The 17239-nt window shown below is 42.3% G+C and carries 10 protein-coding genes; 4 read left to right on the plus strand and 6 right to left on the minus strand.

The annotated features are described in order from the left end of the window. Positions 1-66 precede the first annotated feature (66 nt). From purB to DACET_RS06935, 3 genes are read right to left on the minus strand one after another with little or no spacing between them, the layout of a single operon-like run. Complete coding sequence (purB, locus tag DACET_RS06925; RefSeq protein ID WP_013010669.1) at positions 67-1503, minus strand: adenylosuccinate lyase; 1437 nt, start codon at positions 1501-1503, stop codon at positions 67-69. 11 nt (positions 1504-1514) lie between these two features. Further along, the gene (locus DACET_RS06930; RefSeq protein ID WP_013010670.1) at positions 1515-2816 is read right to left on the minus strand and encodes an amidohydrolase family protein; all 1302 of its coding nucleotides are present in this window, start codon (positions 2814-2816) and stop codon (positions 1515-1517) included. Further along, positions 2813-3448 carry an HAD family hydrolase gene (locus DACET_RS06935; RefSeq protein WP_013010671.1) on the minus strand — a complete coding sequence of 212 codons (636 nt, stop codon included), beginning with the start codon at positions 3446-3448 and terminating at the stop codon, positions 2813-2815. Before DACET_RS06935 ends, DACET_RS06930 begins: the two co-directional genes overlap by 4 nt. A gap of 303 nt (positions 3449-3751) precedes the next feature. On the opposite strand from DACET_RS06935, the gene DACET_RS06940 reads away from it, so the two are divergent. Next, positions 3752-4000: a GSU3529 family protein gene (locus tag DACET_RS06940; RefSeq protein ID WP_013010672.1), complete on the plus strand. Its 249-nt coding sequence runs from the start codon at positions 3752-3754 to the stop codon at positions 3998-4000. Between the two features lie 183 nt (positions 4001-4183). Beyond that, positions 4184-6037: a 5'-nucleotidase C-terminal domain-containing protein gene (locus tag DACET_RS06945; protein WP_013010673.1), complete on the plus strand. Its 1854-nt coding sequence runs from the start codon at positions 4184-4186 to the stop codon at positions 6035-6037. Positions 6038-6117: 80 nt separating this feature from the next. On the opposite strand, the gene DACET_RS06950 is transcribed toward DACET_RS06945, so the two are convergent. From DACET_RS06950 to DACET_RS06960, 3 genes are all read right to left on the minus strand, one after another. Further along, a complete protein-coding gene (locus tag DACET_RS06950; RefSeq protein WP_013010674.1) occupies positions 6118-7596 on the minus strand; it encodes a Ca2+-dependent phosphoinositide-specific phospholipase C in 1479 nt (492 codons plus the stop codon). Between the two features lie 55 nt (positions 7597-7651). After that, positions 7652-15865, minus strand: a complete 8214-nt coding sequence (locus DACET_RS06955; RefSeq protein WP_013010675.1) for an RHS repeat domain-containing protein — start codon at positions 15863-15865, stop codon at positions 7652-7654. 121 nt (positions 15866-15986) lie between these two features. Next, on the minus strand, positions 15987-16268 hold the full coding sequence (locus DACET_RS06960; RefSeq protein ID WP_013010676.1) for a hypothetical protein: 282 nt from the start codon (positions 16266-16268) through the stop codon (positions 15987-15989). Positions 16269-16672: 404 nt separating this feature from the next. Between DACET_RS06960 and DACET_RS06965 the strand changes: the two genes are divergently transcribed. Together DACET_RS06965 and DACET_RS06970 are read left to right on the plus strand one after the other, a co-directional pair. Continuing rightward, on the plus strand, positions 16673-16897 hold the full coding sequence (locus DACET_RS06965; protein ID WP_013010677.1) for a hypothetical protein: 225 nt from the start codon (positions 16673-16675) through the stop codon (positions 16895-16897). Then, entirely contained in the window at positions 16897-17238 is a 342-nt protein-coding gene (locus DACET_RS06970; protein ID WP_013010678.1) for a NifB/NifX family molybdenum-iron cluster-binding protein, read from the plus strand. Before DACET_RS06965 ends, DACET_RS06970 begins: the two co-directional genes overlap by 1 nt. The last annotated feature ends 1 nt before the right edge of the window (position 17239 follow it).

Genomic DNA, 17239 nt, shown 5'->3' on the forward strand with positions numbered 1-17239 from the left:
CTGATAATAAGCTCCCCTCTGTTATATATCAACCCGCCTCAAAGGGCGTTAAAGTTTGATGAATAATTAAACTTTGATGTCTACATCCATGCCGAGCAGTGCAGAATATTTGCTGGTGACAGTGTCAATCTCTTCTGCCAGAAACTGGTCAACCTGCTCCGGAGCGCGTCCGACAAACTTTATGGGGTCGAGCAGGGCGAGGATTTCCTCTTTGTTCAGCGGAACAGATTTCTCTGCTGCAAGCCTGTCGAGAAGATCATTTGACTGACCTTCCATTTTAACACGTTTGCCCGCCTCCATGGATGCCACTCGAACGGCTTCGTGCATCTCCTGCCTGTCTGCGCCACGTTTCACAGATTCCATGATGATGTTTTCTGTCGCCATGAAAGGGAGTTCTTCCATAACACGCTTTTCTATCATGCGTTCATACACAACGAGTCCAGATGTAATATTATAAAGGAGTTCAAGTATAGCGTCTATACACAGGAAAGCTTCAGAGATACCGATACGGCGGTTTGCAGAATCGTCCAGCGTCCTTTCAAACCATTGTGTTGCATGAGTCATGTAAGGATTCATACTTAGGCTTATTACATGGCGGGCGAGGGAGCAAACACGTTCACAGCGCATAGGGTTTCTTTTATAAGCCATTGCACTTGACCCTATTTGATTTTTTTCGAATGGTTCTTCTATCTCTTTCAGGTTTGCGAGCAGTCGTAGGTCAGTAGCCATTTTATGTGTTGTTTCAGCTATCTGGGCGAGGGCAGAAAGCACCCTTGTATCCTGTTTTCTTGTGTATGTCTGACCAGTGATTGTGAGGACTTTATCAAAATCCATCTTTTCTGTAACCATTTTGTCCAGCGTTTTGACTTTTTCATGGTCGCCGTCAAACAGATGTAGGAAAGATGCCTGAGTGCCGGTAGTGCCTTTGACACCACGAAAGCGGATATTCTCTATGGCGAATTCCAGTGTTTCGAAATCAAGTACAAAATCCTGAAGCCAGAGGCACGCACGCTTGCCTACAGTTGTTAGCTGGGCAGGCTGAAAGTGAGTAAAACCGAGGGTCGGGACATTTTTATACGTGCGGGCAAATTTAGCCATGTTATCCATAACATTGACAAGTTTTTTCCGCACAAGCTCCATACCTTCCTTAAGAACAATCGCATCTGTATTGTCTCCGACATATGCGCTGGTTGCCCCGAGGTGGATAATGGGCATAGCTTTCGGGCAGCACTCACCGAATGTATGGACATGCGCCATAACATCGTGGCGGAATTTGCGTTCCATCTGTGCAGCGTATTCAAAATCAATATTTTCAACATTTGCTTTCATTTCTGAAACTTGTTCGTCTGTGATATTCAGCCCCAGCTCCTTTTCTGATTCTGCGAGTGCTATCCAGAGCTTCCGCCATGTCGTAAATTTTTTGTGAGGAGAAAACAGGTAGAGCATCTCACGACTTGCATAGCGTTCCGAGAGGGGATTCGAGTATTCTTTGTAATCTTTCATTTATTATCCTCTTATTTGTTATCTTTTATCTTCTGAGCCCATTTACGGGCATTGTCTTTAACTTTTGTTTCGTCCAGAGTTAGCACTTCTCTATCTTTCATGAGGCACTGCCCATTTACATAAGTGTGTGTGATATCGCTTGATTTAGCTGAGTATACCAGATGGGATACTGGGTTGTAGACAGGAGTCATATGAGGTTCGTCAAAGGAAACTACAATAAAGTCCGCCATATTTCCCCTTTTCAATTCGCCCGTTTTCTTTAGACCGAGTCCTTTTGCACCGTTGCATGTGCCCATTCTGAGAACGGTGTCAGCGGAAAAAGCTGTTGCACTTTGCTGAACACCTTTGTGGACGAGAGCCTGAGTCTGCATTTCACTTATCATATCCAGATCGTTGTTGCTGGCGGCACCGTCAGTTCCTATGGTGAGATTTGCTCCTGCATCCATAAGAGCCTGAGCTGGTGCGAAACCGTTTCCAAGCTTCATGTTGCTCTGTATATTAAGTGCGATATTAACTTTTTTGCTCCCCATAAGCTCTATCTCATCGGGAGTGAGGTGTACACAGTGGGCAAATATAGATTTATTAAGGTCGAAAGCCCCGACTTCATCCATTATCTGTACAGTTGATTTGCCGTATTTTTCGATTGCATTCGGTCGTTCGTCTGATGCTTCTGCTAGGTGAGTATGGAGCAGCAGGTCATGCTTCCCACAGAACTCTACGCATTTGGCATAAGTATCAGGACTGACAGTGTAGGGGGCGTGTGGGCAAAGGGAGATGTTTATTTGCCTGCAATCTTTATATTTAAGATAAAGGTCAGATGCTTTAGAAATATAATCTTCTGCTCCGGTACCGAACTTTGTAGGAAAATCCAGCACACCGACACCTATAACGGCTTTAAGTCCGCTGGTCTTGATAACAGATGCTATAATGTCTGAAACAAAATACATATCACAACTTGATGTGGTGCCTGATTTTATCATTTCTATTGCTGCAAGCTCTGATGCCTCACGTACAAAGTCTTCTGAGAGCCATTTACCTTCAGCAGGCCAGATATGTTTTTGCAGCCACTCCATAAGGGGGAGGTCGTCTGCCATACCTCTGAAAAAGCCCATAGGAAGGTGTGTGTGTGTGTTTATGAGTCCGGGGAAAATAGCAGAGTTATGGAAGTGTTCAATGTCATAACCGCTGGCGCCTTCCTCGTCAGCATGATTTGATATTCCTTGAATTTTATCACCAGTGACAAGTAGGTAGCAGTCATTGTGAATCTTTCCCTCGAAGTATATATAGTCTGCATAGTAAGCTTTTCTTTTCAATTTAGAGCCTCCAGAATTTTGACAAGATCATAGGGAGAATCAGCAGTAAAGTCTGCCGTCACATTTTTCAGATTACCATATCCATATGTGCAAAAGCAAGTTTTAGCCCCTGCACCGGCTCCGGCGGATATATCGCTTGAACTGTCTCCTATCATTATAGTTTCCTCAGGTGTAACGCCCTGCTCAGATATAATTCTGGAAACTCCATAAGGGTTGGGTTTCTTCACACCAAAGCTATCTCCTCCGTACCAGCCGACAAAATATTTTTCAATACCGAAATGTTTCACCATGTCGTCACTGATGGAACGGTTTTTATTGGAAAGTATAACTGACTTAACATTTGTTGTTTCAAGGTATTTGAATACCTCGTCAAAGCCCTTCATTATGCAGGTGTTATCCATCATATGTTCGTTGTAGATGGTTCTGAAATGTGTTTCGATTTCGTCACGGAAATTTTGTTTGCCAACAGCGTTTATAACAAGCTGTCTCATTCCCATTCCGACATATTCTTTTGTCATATCCAGTGTTACAGGTGAAAAGCCGTAATCTGAAAGTGTTTTGAGAAGTGATTGATGAATATCATATATTGTATCTATGACAGTCCCGTCCATGTCGAAAATAACTAAATGCATTTTGTGTATCCCTCTATATTAAACTATTTGAGATTGCTTCACATACATTCGCAATGACTTTTGAAGAGGTTTGCGATACGTACGATCGTTATTGCGAGAAACAGCGTGACGAAGCAATCTGACATCGCATAACACTAATATCAATAGGAATACTGTTATACAACAATTCCAGATAAATGCAATGCTACCAGTGTTTTTAATTTTAAATTTAAGCATTATAGGTTTTGGTGCGAAACCGCTTTAAAATTACTGTAAAATGATCTATATATAGTTTATGGCATATGTGCTTAACCGGGGTGTGTTATGGACGTTTTTGACAAAATGCTGAAAGAAGCTATCAGAGCAGCAAGAGATGAAGACCTTCCTGATTCTGTTCTCGAACAGATTAAATACATTTATGACAATAAAACTAAATTCACAGACATAAGTCTTATTGATGAGCTGGTTGAAAGGCTCGAAGATTATGAACCTTTTGCTGATGTTGGCTGTGGTAACGAATCTTATAGCACTGCGGATGTTAAAAGGGCAGTGGAAAACATCCTGAGTCGATAAGGTACTGTCCGCTCTTAGTATTTCTGCTGATATAAGAATCATCTTAAGCAGCAAGCATTCCTGCGATGTATATGCCCTGGTTTTATATCTTCTTTTAATAAGTAAATAAATTTAAATTTCACTGACAATTATATTAGGTATTTTAATTATTATGCAGACCTAATATTATGGAGGTGATCTGATATGCATTTCACAAAGTTGAAGCAAATTATTGCAGCTATTGCAATTCTCTTTATTTTGGCTGGTTGCGGCGGGGACAGCGGCAGCAAACAAGCAAGCGCTGTATCAGTCAGGGTTATTCACACAAATGATCATCACTCTTATCTTGAGAGTGCAGCATATGATCTTAAAATTAATGATGTCGATACCCGTGTTGAGATGGGCGGTTTTTCAAGACTATCTACTGTTATACAGGAAGAGCGCAATGATAACAGTATCGTAGTCAACAGCGGTGAGCTGAGCGGAACACTTTATTTTTCACTTTTTAAAGGTGAACCTGACTTTAAGGTGTTTAATGAACTTGCTCTTGATGGATATACTCTGGGAAACCACGAATTTGATGAAGGCGATGGACGTCTTGCAGAGCTTATTCAAATGGCGAATTTTCCTATACTTTCTTCTAATATGACTCCTGAAGAGGCAAGCCCTCTTTATGCTGTTAAAGATGATATAAAACCCTACATTATCAAAGAAATAGATGGTGAAAAAGTTGGCATTATCGGGATATTGAAAGTTGAGAAAACAAAAAATTCATCCTTTGTTTCCGATGATGTAACATTCACAGAAGAGATAGAAGCAGCGAATGAAGCTGTTGCAGAGCTTGAAGCTCAGAATGTTAATAAAATAATTCTTGTGAGCCACGTGGGCTACTATAATGACATAATCTTTGCTCAGAACGTACCAGGTCTGGACATAATTGTAGGCGGAGATACACACAATCTTATAGGTGATGAGGCACAGCTTGAGAAAATAGGGCTGGCTCAGTCTTATGCCAATGACCAGACAGGACCATTTGACGGATACACTCATGACGGAATATCTGATATTGATACAATAGGCGAATACCCGACACTTGTCACAGGTCCCACAGGAGACCCTGTATATGTTGTTACAGCATGGTGCTATGCCAGAGCTGTGGGCATCCTTGATGTGGATTTCACAGCTGAGGGTATAGTTGAAAAGGTTGGAGGTAATATAGTTATCCCCGTAAGTGATACTTTTCTCCGTAAAGATGCGAGTGATGCATATGTCGAAGTGTCTGCTGATGTGAAGGCAGAAATTTTACAGACCATAGACGCTGATCCTATTCTCAGAGTTGCGGATGTGAACCCGACAATAGAAAATATTATTGCACCTTACAAAGCTGAGATGGAAGCTACTCAGAATGAAGTTGTTGGTGAAATCACTGTAACAATGGATAACACAAGAATTCCTACCGCTTTTGCCTCAGGTGACACACCTTCAGGAAGTTATGCCGGACAGGTGGTAGCGGATGCTTTTAAAAATACTAATCCGGCAATTGATGTTGCCATTCAGAATGCGGGTGGTGTAAGGGCTTCACTCCTTCAAGGGGACATAACAATGGCACAGATTATTGAGGTTCTGCCTTTTTCAAATACAGTAGTAATGATAGATATGAAAGGTTCTGATATTGTTAAAGTCCTTAACGAAGGAGCATATTATTCATTACATTCAGGTTCAACAGGTGCTTTCCCTTATGCTTCAGGGCTCCGGTATGATGTAAACCTGAGCGGAGGAGAATATGGCGTGATCACTGACGTTGAAGTTCAAGACAGATTAACGGGTGTCTGGTCAAATATAGAAAATGACACGATATATACGGTGTCAACAAACTCATTTACTGCTCAGGGAAAGGACAATTACCTTACTTTTGCTGAAGTCAGAGAAGATGACCCCACAGTGTATGAAGATACGTCAATTTTATATTATGTACCCCTTGTGGACTATATAAAAGATTTAGGTATACTCCCTGCACTTGACAAAGACAGTTACTGTCTTAAATCTGTCTCAAACTAGATTATAGGATATCATTATTTAACTGCCGGATATCGTTTCTGATACCCGGCAGTTCTGTGTTTAGTTATTATGTATCTTTTTCAGGTGTTAAGGCTCGCAGCTTCACCGCTGTTGCTGATAAATCTGCCGGAAGCTTTTGAACCTATAGCTTTGCCTTGTTCCGGTGCGTTGCTCCCACCGAATAACCATTTAATTTCACCGACGTTGTGTGACGAAGCAGCCCAGCCTTGCAGAACCAGATTTTCATCAACACCTATTTGTCCTATTTGCAACCATTCACTGCCGTTGACAGAATAGCTTGCTACTCCCCATTTTCCGCTATTCTGAATATCCAGTTTCAACCATATTGGTGTGTTATCGCTCACTATAGGTTTTCCATTAACTCCATTTGGTATTGCTGCATCGATATTGCTCGTACTGTTGCCGCTCCGGCTCCTGTATTGAATCCGGATTTTATGGTCTCCTGTCTGGAATACAGCGATATAAGACGCAGAATCAGAGATACTGCTTCTTGCCATAATTCCACCTTTGATCCACCCGTTAACATGTGACTGCTGATTAGAAACAAAAGCTGTTAACGTATTATCATCTGAGGTTTCAACATTATTGTACTGAAAGTAAAAACTGTCATTTTTGCTCCATATGTCACCAGAGTTTACTTTGATAGCATAAAGATGCCCCGGCTCTGTAAGGTCACTTCCCAGCTCAACATTAATACCGCTAAAAGGATAACCTGTTTCTGGCAGGTCTGTTCTTGCCCACTCATCTTGATATACATTTACCTTATTAGTTCCGAGGTGATTAGCATTGCTGTCCCAGCCGACATTCCAACTGCTTTCAGAATTCAGACCGTAAGCACGGCTGACAAATCCGGCATCAAAAACATCCTTAGCAAGGGCGGTGTGACTGGAGGACAGATTAAACATGACAGCATAACTATGACTTATAATGCCGTCAGCACTGGACAGCTCAGGAGCAACGAAACATAAACGTTCGTTGGCTGTGGCACCGTTTTCAACATATTGATTAAGCACTGAGCTTATTGATGAAAGATCACCTGTTGTACATCCGAATATAAATTTACCCTGAAGACTTTCCAGAGAAGGCCAGTTATAGGCTGCTACTGCTGCCTGAAGGTTTTGTTCACTGCCGATCAAATCCGGTGGCCCCCATATGTTTTCCCTGCCTAGCTCGGATATGATCAATTCATCCAGTGACTCTGGTGTCTGATCTCTGCTGGTGACGAAATTATCTTTCAGGTCAACCCATATGGTTACAACTTCATGATCAGGTACTGCCATGTGAAATGACTTTAATACTGCCAGTGCGTCTGTAAAGGTGTTTACAGAACTCTCCTGATCAACAACAGAAGCATGATAAACATACCAGTCCCCCATAAGCTGGGGCCATAGCGCACTGTTGTTGCTACTGTGAATATCAATTTCCATAGAACGCAAACGCCAATAGAGTGCCTGACCAGTATAGCTTTCCTGACGCTGATAAGAATTATGTGAGCTCTTCTGCCTGACCTGATTATATCTGATATCTGCATATTTCATAATTAACTCCTGAGTAAAGTTCAACGGTAGAGGGGGCGTCTCTCTCCGTGTTGTGCTATTCCTGACTGTTGTTCCACATTGCAGGGTTCATAACTAAAGATGCTTCCATGCCTATGCTTCCGCTCATTGAAGGATTATAAGCACGTTGACCGTAATAGGTTAACATCGGATCAGGGGATTGTGACTGGACATTGCCGCTGCTGCTGCCGGAAGAGGGCAATAGAGGCGAAACAGCTTGTTTTGCTAAAGCGCCCACTACGGTAGCGATAGTAGGCAGACTGAATTTGCCAAGAACTAAAGTCTGTAAACCTCCTGCTAAAGGTATGTTGACGTTAGGTATACGGCTGACAAATGATGGGAGAGGGATAACGCCCATAGAGCCGAAAGAGCTGTATGCATTGCTGACCTGACTGAGAGAATTTGGACTGTAAGCCCATCCGTTCCTTCCCGTTATCTCCAGATAACGTGCTGCCTGCTGAGTCGCCATTGCGCCTCCTGCTCCTGCCATACCACCGGCGATGGCGCCGCCGATAGCGCCTGTTATAGCTCCTGAAAGCAGTGATTGCTGCCATGTTCCTGAATTCTCCACACCGAAAGCATCATTTATGAAATGCTGGCTGACCCCTTGCGTTGCTCCCACAGCCAGACCAACGGTGGCACCAACACCAGCTCCTGCTGCAACCCCAGCTGCGATACCTCCGGCTGTTGTTGTGGCTGCTGCTGCTGCGGCAGACCCAGCGGCAAATGCACCCACACCTCCGGCAGCAGATAGTGCCCCCGCTGCTGCACCGACGGCTGCCCCGGCAAAAATATAGCCCGCAAGCTTTCCTCCTGTCAGTCCTGCTTTAATACCTGTATAGGTGGCTGCTCCCGCACCTAAGACTGCCCCCACAGCCAGACCTATAAGAAGAATGACCGTAAATGTAGCCAGTTCGTCGCCTGATGGGTCAGTGAGGTTTACAGGGTTGTTTCCACTGTAAACAAATGGGCTGTTATATTGAAATTTAGGATCACATGAATAAAACCGCCCAATATTGGGGTCGTAAAATCTCGCCCGATAGTTGTACAGCATCAGTTCGGTGTCAAACTCCTGACCTGTATAACGGTAAGAGATGAAGTCAGCATTATTGGAACTGTCTGCTATTAGCTGACCAAAAGGCATATAGTTCAGCGTGGTTTCTACATTCCCTTTTTCGGAAATAACCATGCGTACAGACCCCTGATGATCTTTTAATACATAGTGAGCGCCGTCATCGTTTATCATCGCTGTCAATCCACCGACACCATAGATGTATTGCTTTGTTTCATTAGTAATTTCCATAATAGGACAATCGCTAAAACCGTGTACATAAAGAGTCTGGGTTCCGTCAGTTTTTCGCTTTATCACACGCTGATTAATACCATTATATGCAAATGTGAGCTCGCTTCCGTCTGTGTTGCTGACTTTGAAAGGCAGGTTATTCAACATATTATAGCTGATCAGGTTTATGTCTGAGGTACCAGTGATATTGCCACTTTTATCATAATTAAAGCTCTGAACACTGTCTCCTGTTTTAACTGCTGTCAGCTTGTTGCTCCCCTGTTGGTAGCTGTAGTCCCTCAGCAGTTCGCCTTGTTGCAGTGTGAGGATATTACCTGCTGCATCGAAACTTAGGGGTGCACCTGTTCCTATGCTGTAAGCCGGATTGGTAGTGTGTTGAGCAACGGTTAACTGACCTTTCGAGTCATATTGAAAGAGGTATTCAAAAGAGTTTTCCGGAGTTATTGAGTCGGTATTAGTTACTTTGGCTATATTGCCGTTAAAATATCCTGCACCTTTGTACCCGCCTGCGGTATAGCTGAATTTATGTTCCAGTATCTGTTTTTGGTCAGCATAAGAGTTATTTATGTCTGTAATCCAACCGGGCGAGTTGTAAGACATCTGCCGTAATAGAGGTTTTTCTCCGGTACAATTCAGTTTTTCATCGGCAAGACTGCCGTCAGCATTATATCTGTATGAAGCGAATTTCTCCGGTTCATCTTTTGTGCCTATTGCAATATTTTGCCCCATATCGTTATATGTGTAACAGACTCTGGGAACCTGTGCTCCGTCAGGGTAATCAATAGCTATGATATTGCCAAGATTGTTATAAGTATATCGGCTAATCTGCTGTTTTTGATTTGGTATAGTGAGTATACACTCATTTGCCTTTCCGCAATTATCGTACCCGTAAGTATTTTCTATAATGACATTATCAGCGCTGCGCTTTTCAGTTTTCCAAAGGCGCCCCTGGAGAGTTATGTCTTCTCCGGTGCCGTCATAGCTGTTCAGGGTTTCCCAGTTGTGACTTTGAGGATAGAGAGGGTCGCTGTCTGCAATGACCTGTAACTGCGTTCCATCACCCCATTTACAGACCATTTCACCTTCTTCTGTTATACGCCCCATAGCGTCATATTTTTTGTAAAGAACAGTCCCTTTTTTAGTTGTTTCTGCCGTAGTGCTAAACCGTATACGCCCAACCTGATCATATATATATTTAGTTTCGCCGACATCAGGTGTGATACGTGATTCAAGCTGTCCCAGAAAGTTGTATGTGTTTTGTGTTACAAAAGAATCTGCGCTGGCTGAATTAGTGAAATAATTTGGATGTAGAATCTGTATTATATTGCCTGCAGAATCAAACACCTGCTGAACGGCATCAAGCATGCCATTTCCGTCATTTGTCTGTTTGCCCAGTGTCTGACCTTTGCGGTCGTAGATTGTGTAAACTGTTGTGTTGTTTGCATTTGTTGTTGAGGTCACAAGGAAATCACCTGCATGATAACTGATCCCTGCGACGCTTTGCTGATCTGTTACGTTATAACAAAACTGAATGTTATGCTTATTATCTCCTGTAATCGCAAAATCCTTGCCGGGGAGTCCTTTTTTCAGAGGTCTTGCCAGTGGCGAGGCTTCATAAATAGTACCACTGTATGGATACCCTTCATCTTCCGGATAATAGTCGCTGACTTCACCTATCATAACACCTGTAGAGCTGTCAAACCCTTTGACAAAGCTTTTTCGGTAGCCGAACAGGGTGTTGTCAAAGCCTGCGATTTTGGTTTCAGCAATAATATTATACATTGAGTCATAGAGGACATTTTTAACAAGGCACTTAGTATTATTTAGAACCTGTGACTGGATTTTCTGACCGTCTCCGTTTTTATAGTTCACAGATACCTGCGGTGCGAGGAAAGTTACTGGGTTCGAAAATTGTATATTACCCTTCGCTGAAAGGGTGAATACGCCTTTGATTTGAGTGTCATTGATTACTGAAAATACCTGTCTGCCCCCTGCAAAGAGCAGAACAGCACCATTGAGGGGCATCAGCATAACGTTTACCGGAACTTTGCCATTTACAGTTTTGTCTGTATGGGTGGTTCCGTTCAGCACTATTTTCCAGCCGTTTTTAATGTCCCAACTGGCGTTAAGTTTGTCTCCTATGCCCAAGGAAAAAGCAGTACCAGCGCTGTCAGGTGACGAAATAGTTAGACCAATTGCATATGTGCCGGTATTTGCCGTGGATAGCCATTTTATTGTGTTTTTATTGCTGCCTGCGTGACATAACTGTCCGTTTTTTATTGCCCATGACTTATTCTGATCCCTCTGCCATGTATTCCATGTCTGTTCACCGCTTGTGAATGTCTCATAAATTCCTCCATCTGCTGCTATTATCTCAAGATCACTTGAAGGGGTATCCTGAGGGTATTGATAAGGTGATAAATCCTGCCATTCCCGTGTGTTGTAGCTGATTGAGCCTTTTTTAGTATTTTCCTGAGGACCGATCTCGGCAAATTTCTGACGCATACTGTCATAGGCATAACGCTTTGTATCTGCGTTACTGCCTATCGAGGCGATTTCATCGCTGTATACAGGGTCGTAAAACTTCGCCTCCATTTCACAGGCAAGGGGAACTATAAAGATATTGTTAATAAGCAGATAACCGGAATTTTTTTCGTTAGTTATTGATACAGACAGTGACTGTTCGTTACTACTGCTTTTCTTTATTACCGCCTGCCAGTAAAGCCATTTCTCTTCACCAGCGGGGATAATAGCGATCTTTTCAGGATTATCTGAGCCAGTTTCCAGATAGACGTTTCCGCTTTCCTTAAGGAACCCTTGCGATGCTTTGATCCAGCCGGATACAATTACAGTTTCTAATTGTTGTAATGCTGCTGTTTTTTCTAACTTATTTTGTGCTTTCAGCTGGAAACAACTGCTCCCAGTATATGCATCTCCATATATTATATTGTCGCTCAGCTTAGCCTTCGAACCACTTAACTGCCACCCCTGGCAATCTTCATAAGGTTCAAAACCGATGAAGTCGCAAGTGTTTAGCCCTGGATTGTTAAACGTTGCCACAGGCATAAGCTGATTTTTATCCCATATGGTTGTCTCTATTTGCTTCGTAATGTCTTTCTGACTGGTGATAACACCGTAAAAGGTTCTGTCCAGTACAGTATTGACCAGCTGCCATTGCTGTCCTGGAGCAGCTTTTGCCAGATTTCCTGCGTGAAGCTCGGAGCTGTTTACCTCCTGTTGTAAAACGTACGATTCAGAGCCGGCCCAAACTGTAGGAGCTGGTGTCCCAGACTCAGGATCTTGTCTTTCATAAGGTTTATACTGCTGTAGACTGCCTGATGTGATTGTTCGTGCTTCATTGCCATCTGCGTTTGAAATTGAATCAAACTGGCTTAAGGGGAGGTCTATAATATTCTTTCCTATAAACCAGGGGTAAGCCTGAAATGCGTATTGATAGGATTTATATACTGTTTCAACCGTGTTGTTTCTGGTTACGTTATCAAAGCATTCCTGAGTCAGCTTACCAAACCGGCTGTCATACTGGTATAAAGTCCTGACCACCAGTCCGTCCTTTGTGCTGGTGTTCTGAACGCATCTTGTATACCCACCGAACAGATTATAAGATTTTCCTGCAACGGAGATATTTGTAAAAGTGTTTAACTGCTGTTGTTCATGGTGCAGAAGTCTACCATCGGCATCAAATATCTTTTGTTCTACCTGCTGCCCATCCATAAGCACTGATGACTGATTATCTGTTTCGAAAGTATATGCACCGCTTTGGTCAGCAATTCCGTTATAATAGAGTTGTTCGGTATAGCCAAAACGGGGACTCGAAACATCGTCAGTACCTGGATAGTAAGTACTTTTGTAATATTTGAAAACTGCTCCTGTCGGATCACATGAAGCAGTATTAATATCAAAAATAAACTTTGTAGTTGTTGCTGTATAGCCGTTGTCAATACTTATAGAGTCCACACAGTAATCCGTCATGTCGCCCTGAAGTGTATTGTCAAGATAACGGTTAAGTGTAATTGTATCTGCGCTATTGAAATCTTTATCCAGTGGCAGATAAGTTACAAAGGTCGATAGACCTGACGGGAACTGACCATTAATGTTTGACCTGATCGAACCGTCAGCATTAATCTGCGTAAAATACCGCTGATTAAGAGTATATTGCTCACCCAGAAACTGGTTCAGCAACGGCAGCTCTGTTGTATTTTTTGCTGTGTCGCCATCGATATTCAGGTAAGAAATAAAACGAGGTCCCTGATTGATCATGCTTGTACTGTCGATATCATAGGGAACTTCCTGATAATCGCTGACGGCATTTTCCCAACTGCACTGAGAGCCGCGGTGGTAAATGCGGTTGCCCATTGTTGCAATATCAGCGCCGGCGGTGGGGAAATAGTGCCGTTTTCTGTCAGAAGTAGGATCGTTTTTGCTATAAAGAGGTACACCTTTGCTGTTCCAATCAGTCACATCTGTATTGGCGTCAAAGGCGACCAGTCTTGACTCCACAGCATATTCACGGTTGCTGGTGGCAATAGCGTAGTCATCTCCGTATGCAAACCAGTTTATATCTTTATCACTGCATGTATCACGGAAATCCAACCCGCTGTTTTGCAGCCATTGTTCTCCGTTGTACCGCAGCAGGTTTGGCCCGGAGACTATCATGCTGTTGTTAACAAATTTAGCTATGAAAGGGATAGTGATAACTCCTGACGGATTGCTTTTTGGCAGTTTGTAGGAAAAATCTTTCTCCGTGACCGAACCGAATGTTTCATCCCAGCTTATAATCTTAACCGTATAATCGAAACTTAGTGAGACCTCTTTAGTGATATAGGTTAGGGCGATAAAAGATCCGCTGGTGTAAAAGCCGAATGAGTTATCTGGGTTATAACCGCCGATTGTAAACTTCATCTCTTTTGTTCCGCCGTGATGCCACTGATATAAATTGTCCTGATAATAAAGGGCTAGCTGATTATTATGTGCTCCGCCACTTTCAGAAGCATAGTCAAGAAGGGCATAATGTTTGCCAGTAGCTGTTAAGTAGGGTTTGCTGTTCGGAGAACTGTTTTTAAGATCAGAAGAGATATCTTCAACTATCCATGACTTATTAAAACAGTTCCACGTATATCTTTTGAGTACGCGGTTGTCCTGATCACATATAACGAAAAAATTATCACCTGCAGCCAACTGCATATTTGTGCTGTTTATAGTAATTGGAGGTGTTTGCAGCCATTTCCCCCACTGACAGTTATCTTTATGATAAACGTGTATATATGATTTAACGCTTTGAGGGGTGGAATAGCTGAGACAGGTAAAATCTTCTGCGGTGACAACATTTACACTGTCAATTGAAAATGCGGCATCAATATTCTGAGTTTCGGGTTCCCATTTCTGCCACGAACCAACCCATGTGTAGAGCGCAACGTTGATCTGATCAGTTGATTCGTTTAGCCACAGGTTAACGGTATAATCACCACCAAACCAGACTCTGGGCTTTGCTGATTTCGGCCAGGGGTTGCTAATTTTGTACTGTCTGTTGCATAAGGGGAGGGACTGCTGTTTGTATTTATAGTCTATTTTGGCACCGTTAGGTGTTACTGCTGAACAGAGTGCGCCTGGGTTAACAGACCCATAGGGAGAATAAGCCATTATAAGCCCGGGAGAAGAACAATTATCTGCAAAAACTCGCTGAATACCTGTTAAGGTTCTTTTTACAGTATCTCCGTAAAGAGGGTTGTCATCTTTGTAACTGCTGAAGTTTGAAAGGGTGTAGCTCAGCTGGATTTTGTAGAGCATTACATTCTGTGGGTTATTAACTGTGATATTGTCCAGATAACGGGTTTCGTATTTGTCCTGATAGGCAGAAGGGGAGTTATCAGGAACTTTTGTATAAGGTGAGTCCCAGTTCGGTGCAAGGTATTCTCTGGCTCCAGACAGAGAATCAATATTGTATTCTTTTTCACCATAATTGAAACATATCGTACGTTTGAGCATATCAGTGATCTTTGACAAATAGCATGATTTAGTGAAGCAGAGTCCGTCTTTTCCGACTTGCTGTTCTACTGTTTCATACATAAATGAAATAGTATCTCCCCATATATCTTCAACGGCAACAAGGTTCCATGCCACAGGATAGCGGGTTTGCAGTTTATTACCGTCTGATGATTTGGCTAAAGCTGATTTCCCTGACCAGTTACCCCATCTTACTTTCCACTGGATATTATTGGCCGGGTCGTCATTACCTCCGTAAAAGTAGCTGGTACCGTTGTCTTTAACAATTTCCCAGCGTTCATACTGCTTGTAATATACAATATGGCTGAAGTCATATTGGAATGCTTCAAATACAAGTCCTGCTGGTGAGACTGAAAGATTGTCCGGTTCGTTTGTAATGCTGAAGCTCCGCTGATTGACAGCGTCAGAAATCTGCCACTCCTGATCTTTTAAAATGACTTCGACATCTGAATTTATATTAAGTATCAATCCCGCTTCTATGAATTCAGAAACAAAGGATTCGCTTATTTTTGACTGATTTAGATCTTCTATGTTGTTTTTTGACAGTGTTGTGCGTGTCCATCTGTTAGCAGTTGCCACAAGTTCAACTGATGTATTGTCGGTATATAAATAGTACTGATTGTCATTAATAGAGGCGTTGTCCCGGTCTCTTACTTCGATGCGGTCAAAAGGAAGGTACCAGCCTAAGCCCAGAATACCAGTCGGTGAAGATGCGTTTGAACGGTTAATGTCACCCTTTATATTGCTGCCGTAAATGGCTGTAGCTTTTGCATTTAACCCGTTTCTCCCTTTTAATGAGACGAGATCAAAAGCAAGGTTAACATCACCTCTGAATAAGTTAACACTTTTATTAAAAACGTTATTTATAGAATCCTCAAACTGACTGGGGCGGATCTGCGGTATCCGGCTTTTTGTACTATTACTCATGGTTGTATCTCCGATGCTTGTTGCTGATGTTTTTTGCTGAAAGACATAAAGTTTTACAAAACATATTTGCATTATCGCCGGGAGAATAATAAGTCCCGGCAATAATGCATCTAACTAATGCTTACGAGTCACACTCTGCAATAACGAGAACGTCAACCTTGCCATAAGCTTTATGATTGGAGTTGTCTTCCATTGTACAGGTTGCTGCAACAGTAACACTGCTACCACTGATGCCGGAGAGGGATGTTTGTACATCAAGAGTTTTGACGTGATGATCAGTATTTCCAAATGATACGGTATACCCCTGAACAGCTACAGAAGCATTAATGATGGAAGTACCAAGATCGATGGTCTTTGTGTCGCCTGAATTTACTGATGCTACTTGAAATTTCGTGATAGACATTTTCTTTCCTCCGTTTTTGTAATTGATTTAGCACATTAGTTATTCAAATAACTGAAATAATAATAGCATAAAAATAAACGCATTGAGGATTAAAATTACCGTTTTGTATATTAATTTACATAAATTTTGAAATATATACACAATTAAGTCCTGATAATAAGAAGATGCACAAAAGTAATTTGTTTCGAGCGATGTTTAAAAGTAAACAAGATGTATCTTTAGTCACAAAATCTTTAACCCCTAAAACAGACAATTTACTAATAGCTTATGATAAAGAGAGCACTTATGTCACATAAATATAAAATCATCTATTGACCTGACAGGATTGATGTCCTATATAAATAGTTATGAGCATATGTCTGAAACGATATATTTGTTCTATTAAAAAAATATAGAGGTGTGAAATGATTAGAAAAGGCAGACGGTGTCTGAATGGACAAAAAACAGGCGAAGGCAGAAGATTTCAAAATTGTCTCTCAGGTGAAATAACTGAAACCACTTCCGGTGACTCTTACCAGCAGGAAAGAATACCTAACCCCGCAGGCGGCAGAGGTAGAGGCGGAACAGGCAGAGGTTTAGGAAAAGGCGCTGGAAGAGGTCTGGGAAGATGCTCAAATAGGGAACTATAATGAGACTGGCGTTCAGTATTACAGGTCAGGATCTCGACTCAGATATAGATCCAAGGTTCGGAAGAGCAAAACGTATCCTTATCTATGATACCCAAAACGAAAAGTCAGTTGTCATGGATAATGATGATAACGTAAATGCTGCTCAGGGAGCGGGCATCAGCCTTGCTCAGAAGTTGTGCGAAAAAGAAGTTAATGCTGTAATAACAGGGAATTGCGGTCCTAAAGCCCTTGATGCCTTAACAAAGGCGGGGATAGAGGTTTTCAGCACTAAAATTCAGAAAGCATCTTTAGCTCTGACAGCCCATACAAATGGCTTGCTGGAAAGGGTAGGAGAAGCCTAAG

Source organism: Denitrovibrio acetiphilus DSM 12809, from assembly GCF_000025725.1.
GTDB classification, from domain to species: Bacteria; Chrysiogenota; Deferribacteres; order Deferribacterales; family Geovibrionaceae; genus Denitrovibrio; species Denitrovibrio acetiphilus.

Bases quoted from the DNA above. Each gene is read 5' to 3' on its own strand.
- DACET_RS06940 (WP_013010672.1), top strand. From the start codon at position 3,752: ATGGACGTTTTTGACAAAATGCTGAAAGAAGCTATCAGAGCAGCAAGA.
- DACET_RS06955 (WP_013010675.1), bottom strand. From the start codon at position 15,865: ATGAGTAATAGTACAAAAAGCCGGATACCGCAGATCCGCCCCAGTCAG.
- purB (WP_013010669.1), bottom strand. From the start codon at position 1,503: ATGAAAGATTACAAAGAATACTCGAATCCCCTCTCGGAACGCTATGCA.
- DACET_RS06970 (WP_013010678.1), top strand. From the start codon at position 16,897: ATGAGACTGGCGTTCAGTATTACAGGTCAGGATCTCGACTCAGATATA.
- DACET_RS06935 (WP_013010671.1), bottom strand. From the start codon at position 3,448: ATGCATTTAGTTATTTTCGACATGGACGGGACTGTCATAGATACAATA.
- DACET_RS06945 (WP_013010673.1), top strand. From the start codon at position 4,184: ATGCATTTCACAAAGTTGAAGCAAATTATTGCAGCTATTGCAATTCTC.
- DACET_RS06965 (WP_013010677.1), top strand. From the start codon at position 16,673: ATGATTAGAAAAGGCAGACGGTGTCTGAATGGACAAAAAACAGGCGAA.
- DACET_RS06950 (WP_013010674.1), bottom strand. From the start codon at position 7,596: ATGAAATATGCAGATATCAGATATAATCAGGTCAGGCAGAAGAGCTCA.
- DACET_RS06960 (WP_013010676.1), bottom strand. From the start codon at position 16,268: ATGTCTATCACGAAATTTCAAGTAGCATCAGTAAATTCAGGCGACACA.